At 71.9% G+C, this 4,308-nt stretch carries 4 protein-coding genes; 1 reads left to right on the top strand and 3 read right to left on the bottom strand.

Annotation, left to right across the window (positions count from 1 at the left end; genetic code table 11):
* Positions 1-90: 90 nt before the first annotated feature.
* From modA to HO151_RS03310, 3 genes are all read right to left on the bottom strand, one after another.
* Entirely contained in the window at positions 91-906 is an 816-nt protein-coding gene (modA, locus tag HO151_RS03320) for a molybdate ABC transporter substrate-binding protein (protein ID WP_368039407.1), read from the bottom strand.
* A 205-nt stretch (positions 907-1,111) separates the two neighbouring features.
* A complete protein-coding gene (locus tag HO151_RS03315) occupies positions 1,112-1,507 on the bottom strand; it encodes a molybdopterin-binding protein (RefSeq protein ID WP_173894616.1) in 396 nt (131 codons plus the stop codon).
* Positions 1,508-1,609: 102 nt separating this feature from the next.
* Entirely contained in the window at positions 1,610-2,998 is a 1,389-nt protein-coding gene (locus tag HO151_RS03310; protein WP_173894615.1) for a glycoside hydrolase family 43 protein, read from the bottom strand.
* A gap of 509 nt (positions 2,999-3,507) precedes the next feature.
* On the opposite strand from HO151_RS03310, the gene HO151_RS03305 reads away from it, so the two are divergent.
* On the top strand, positions 3,508-4,308 hold an 801-nt coding region (locus HO151_RS03305; protein ID WP_173894614.1), incomplete at its 3' end, for an SDR family oxidoreductase.

The following is a 4,308-nucleotide window of genomic DNA, read 5'->3' as shown; positions in this document are numbered from 1 at the left end:
TGCCGCCGCCGCTGCCCGTCCGGTTCCGCCGGCGCCGCGGCCCTGCCCGGAGGGTGCCGGTTGCGGCGCCGGGCTCCTCGCCGGGGGAGGTCATGGCTTGAGGAATCCCGCCCGGGTCAGGACCTCCTGGCCCGCGGCGGACCGCACCAGCGCGATGAACGCGTCGGCGGCCTCGGCGTTCGGCGCGTCCTTGAGCCGGACGATCGGGTAGTCGTTGACGGCGTCGGCGGACTCGGGGAACTCCACACCCTCCACCTTGTCACCCGCCGAGCGGACATCGGTCCGGTAGACGACCGCGGCGTCGGCCTCCTTCAGCCGGACCTTCGTCAGAGCCGCCTTCACGTCCTGCTCGTACGAGACGGGGGTGAGTTTCACCCGGGCGGCGCCGAGGGCCTTCCGGGCGGCGGCGCCGCACGGCACCTCCTCGTCGCACAGCACGACCTTCAGGCCCGGCGCGGTGAGGTCCCGGAGGGAGGAGATGCCCTCGGGGTTGCCCGGCAGGGTGGCGATCTCCAGTTCGTTGCGGACGAAGGCGGCGGGAGTCCCCGCCGCGTCCGCGGCGTCCGTCACGATCTTCATGGTGCCGGGGCTGGCGGAGGCGAACACGTCCGCCGGGGCGCCCCCGGTGATGCTCGCGGCCAGCGAGTCGCTGCCGCCGAAGCTGAAGGTGACCTCCGTGCCCGGGTGCCGCTTCTCGAAGTCCTCGCCGAGCGCCGTGAAGCTCTCCTTGAGGGAGGCGGCGGCGAACACGGTCACCGTGCCGGACACGCCGTCCGGCGAGGAGCCGTCGGAACTGTCGGAACCGCTGGAGGAGCAGGCGCCCAGCATCAGCAGGGCGGCCCCCGTGCCCGCCGCCCACGGGGCCCGGCGGCGCGTGCGTGTGCTGCGGGCGGTACGGGTCGTCACGGATTCACTTCCCCAGGTGTGCACACGCCGATCATACTGCCGCAGATGCGAGGGGAAAGCCCTCTGGTGCTCCGCACGATCCGCGCCTGGCTTTCTGATGCCTCGCATCTGCGTTTGTGCGGGTGCGCAGGCGTGCGCGGGCGTTGCCGGTGCGCTGCTCGCCCGGCGGCCCGGGCGCCGCCGGTGACGCCCGGCCCTTCCGGCCTCAGCCCCGGTCGATGTGCACGTTCGTCGACTTCACCCGGGCGACGGCCTCCACCCCCACCTCCAGTCCCAGCTCCTCCACGGCCTCCCGTGTCAGCAGGGACACCAGCCGGTGCGGGCCGGCCTGGATCTCCACCTGGGCGGCGACGTCACCGAGCTTCACGGCCGTGACGATGCCGGGGAAGGCGTTGCGGACGGAGGTGTACGACGGGTCCTCCTCCCCGCCGGCGACCTTGGCCAGTTCGACGGAGAAGGCGGCCAGGTCCTTCCCGTCGATGAGGCGCCGTCCGCCCTCGTCCCGGTGCGTGACCATCCGGCCCGCGTCGGCCCACCGGCGTGCGGTGTCCGGGCTCACTCCGAGCAGGCGCGCCGCCTGGCCGATCGTGTATGACTGCATACGCGTCAAGATAGGCGATCACCGGCGGGCCCCGCCCTGACAGCCGGACGGCCGGCGGTCCGGCGGTCCGGCGGTCCGGTGGTCCGGACGGGACCCGCCGGTTCAGTGACCGACGCGGAACGTCGCGTCCTGCCGTTCCGTGGCCGTGGAGACCGGATCGACGCGCAGTACGTAGTTGGAGTGGCGGATGTAGCGGGTCGGGTTGTTGTGCGACCGGAACGACGCCCACGAGGAGTCGGCGAGGCCCGCCGTGCGGTGGAAGGTCGCGTCGCCGGCGAACGCCGCCGTGCCGTCGTTGACGTCGAGCCGGAGCGCGTAGTCGTAGTGCCGCAGATAGCGGGTCGGGTGGTTGACCGACTGGAAGGAGACCCCGGAACCGTCGGCCAGGCCCGGGACGAGTTTCCACTGGGCGTCGCTGTAGAGGTCGAAGGGGTAGACGTCGACGCGGGCGACGTAGCCGGCGTGCCGGACGTAGCGGTCCGGGTGGTTGTACGACTTGAGCCGGTTCCAGGCCGGGGTGCCCCACCGGGCGAGCAGGTCGGTGTACTCGGCCGCGGTGATCGTGGCTGTGCCGCAGTGCTTGGAGTTGACCGGCTGGGTGTAGGTCCTCTGGTCCAGCGCGGTCCAGGTGCCCGAGGCCAGGTCGGTGGACCGCCAGGCGTAGAAGACGCCGTTCGGTGTGTAGGTGTCGGCCCAGAGGTACCAGGTGTTCGAGGTGAGCGACTTGAACACGGTCGGGGCCTCGGTGCCGCCGTGCGAGACACCGGTGCCGAACTCGGTGAAGCTGCCCGGGGTGAGGGAGGCCGACCGGGCGGCCGCGATGGTCTGGTTCTTCTTGAAGAACAGGTAGTTGACGCCGTTGACGCCGACGGCCATGTTGCCGTCGATCACGTCGTAGCCGGGGTCGAAGAAGACCTGCGGGGCCGACGCGGTGACGAAGTCGCTGGTGTAGTTCACCATGATCACGTTGTGGCCGCTGGAGTTGACCGAGGAGTAGATGACGGCGTACTGCCCCCGGCCCGCGTCCCAGAACGCCTCGGGTGCCCAGCTGTGGGTGGTCATGTCGTGCAGCTTGAGGCGGCGGTACCCGGTGAAGGTGCGCAGGTCGGCGGAGTCCCAGACGTGGATGTACTGGCTGTTGTAGCTCCAGTCGGTGCCCTTGAGGTCCGTGGCGATGACGACGAAGGAGCCGTTCTGCCTGCGCAGGAGGAACGGGTCGCGCAGGCCGAGGGCGCCCGCCGTGGGGGTGACCAGGGGGTTGTTCTGGTTGAGGGGCGTCCAGTTGAGGGCGTCGGTGCTGACGGCGAGGTGGAGCCCGTAGTCGGTGCCGGCGCCGAGGCTGGTCGACTCGGTGAAGTAGCACATCGCGTAGGCCGGGTCCGCGGCGTGGGCGGTGCCCGCGCCGAGACCCGGTGAGCCGGTCATGGCCAGGGGAGTGGCGGCGGCCATGCCGAGGAAGAGGCGTCGGGACGGCTGGGGTCTTGCGCTCATCTCGGTCTCCAGACGGGGTGCCGGGCGGATGGCGTGCAGACGTCGAGCAGACAGCGGACGGACGAAGTGGCCGATATTTCGAACTGGGTTCGGAAGGTCGGTCAGAAAGTAGGGTCCCGCACGGTGCGCGTCAATCGTTCCGACGAGGCCGGGGTGTTTCTCCGGGCCTGGTGTGTTCCGTGCGTCCGGCGGGCCGGGCGGGGCAGCCGGAGCGGGAGCGGATCACCGCGGTGTCGCCCCGGGCCGATCCGTGGTCCGATGAAAACGGGCCGTCTCCTTCCGCATCCGGGTCCGGCCGTCCCGGGGAAGAACCGCACACCGACTCGAAAGTTCCGCCGAACACCGAACACCGAACACCGAACACCGAACGCTGAACACCGAACGCTGAACATCGCACGTCGCACGTCGCACGTCGCACGTCGCACGTCGGCCGAGCGTGGTTCGGGCACCGGACCGTGCGCGGCCGGAGCCAGGCGGGCCAGGCAGGCCCCAGGCAGGAAGGAAGACCCGTGGGACACGATCCGCTGCGAGGCCGCACGGTGGTGGTGACGGGGGCCGCCCGGGGAGTGGGCGCCGCCCTGGCGCGCGATCTCTCCGGCCGCGGTGCCCGGCTGGCGCTCCTGGGCCACGAGAAACCGGCTCTGGAGGCCCTGGCCGCCGAACTGCCCGCCCGGGCGGCCGCCTGGGAGGTCGACGTCACCGACGACGCGGGCATGGCGGGCGTCGCCCGTGAGGTGCGCGAGCGCCTCGGAAAGCCGTCCGTGGTGGTCGCCAACGCGGGCATCGCCGAGGGCGGCCCCTTCGCCGACACGGACGCCGCGTCCTGGCGCCGGGTGATCGACGTCAACCTGACCGGGAGCGCCGTCACCGCGCGCACCTTCCTGCCCGACCTGACCGACACGGCGGGCTACTACCTGCAGATCGCCTCCCTGGCGTCGATCGGCGCGGCACCGATGATGAGCGCCTACTGCGCGTCCAAGGCGGGCGTGGAGGCCTTCGCCCACTCGCTCCGCGCCGAGGTGGCCCACCAGCGGATCGCGGTGGGCATCGCCTACCTCAACTGGGTCGACACCGACATGATCCGCGACGCCGACCGGCACGCCGTGCTGAGGGAGCTGCGGAACCACATGCCGCCGCCCGCCCGCCGCGTCCACCCCGTGGAGAAGGTGGCCGCCCGGCTGGCGCGGGCCGTCGAACGGCGGCGCGCCTCGGTGTACGTACCGGGCTGGCTCCTCGCCGCCCAGCTGGGCCGTGCCACGCTGCCGCCGGTCGTGACGTACCTGTCCCGCTGGAGCCTGCCCCGGCTGGCG

The organism is Streptomyces sp. 8P21H-1 (assembly GCF_013302945.1).
The sequence above is the reverse complement of the archived record's forward strand: the minus strand, read 5'-3'. Positions and strand labels throughout refer to the sequence as shown.

Coding starts and splice junctions, on each gene's coding strand:
- HO151_RS03315 (WP_173894616.1), bottom strand. CDS start 1,507: ATGCAGTCATACACGATCGGCCAGGCGGCGCGCCTGCTCGGAGTGAGC.
- HO151_RS03310 (WP_173894615.1), bottom strand. CDS start 2,998: ATGAGCGCAAGACCCCAGCCGTCCCGACGCCTCTTCCTCGGCATGGCC.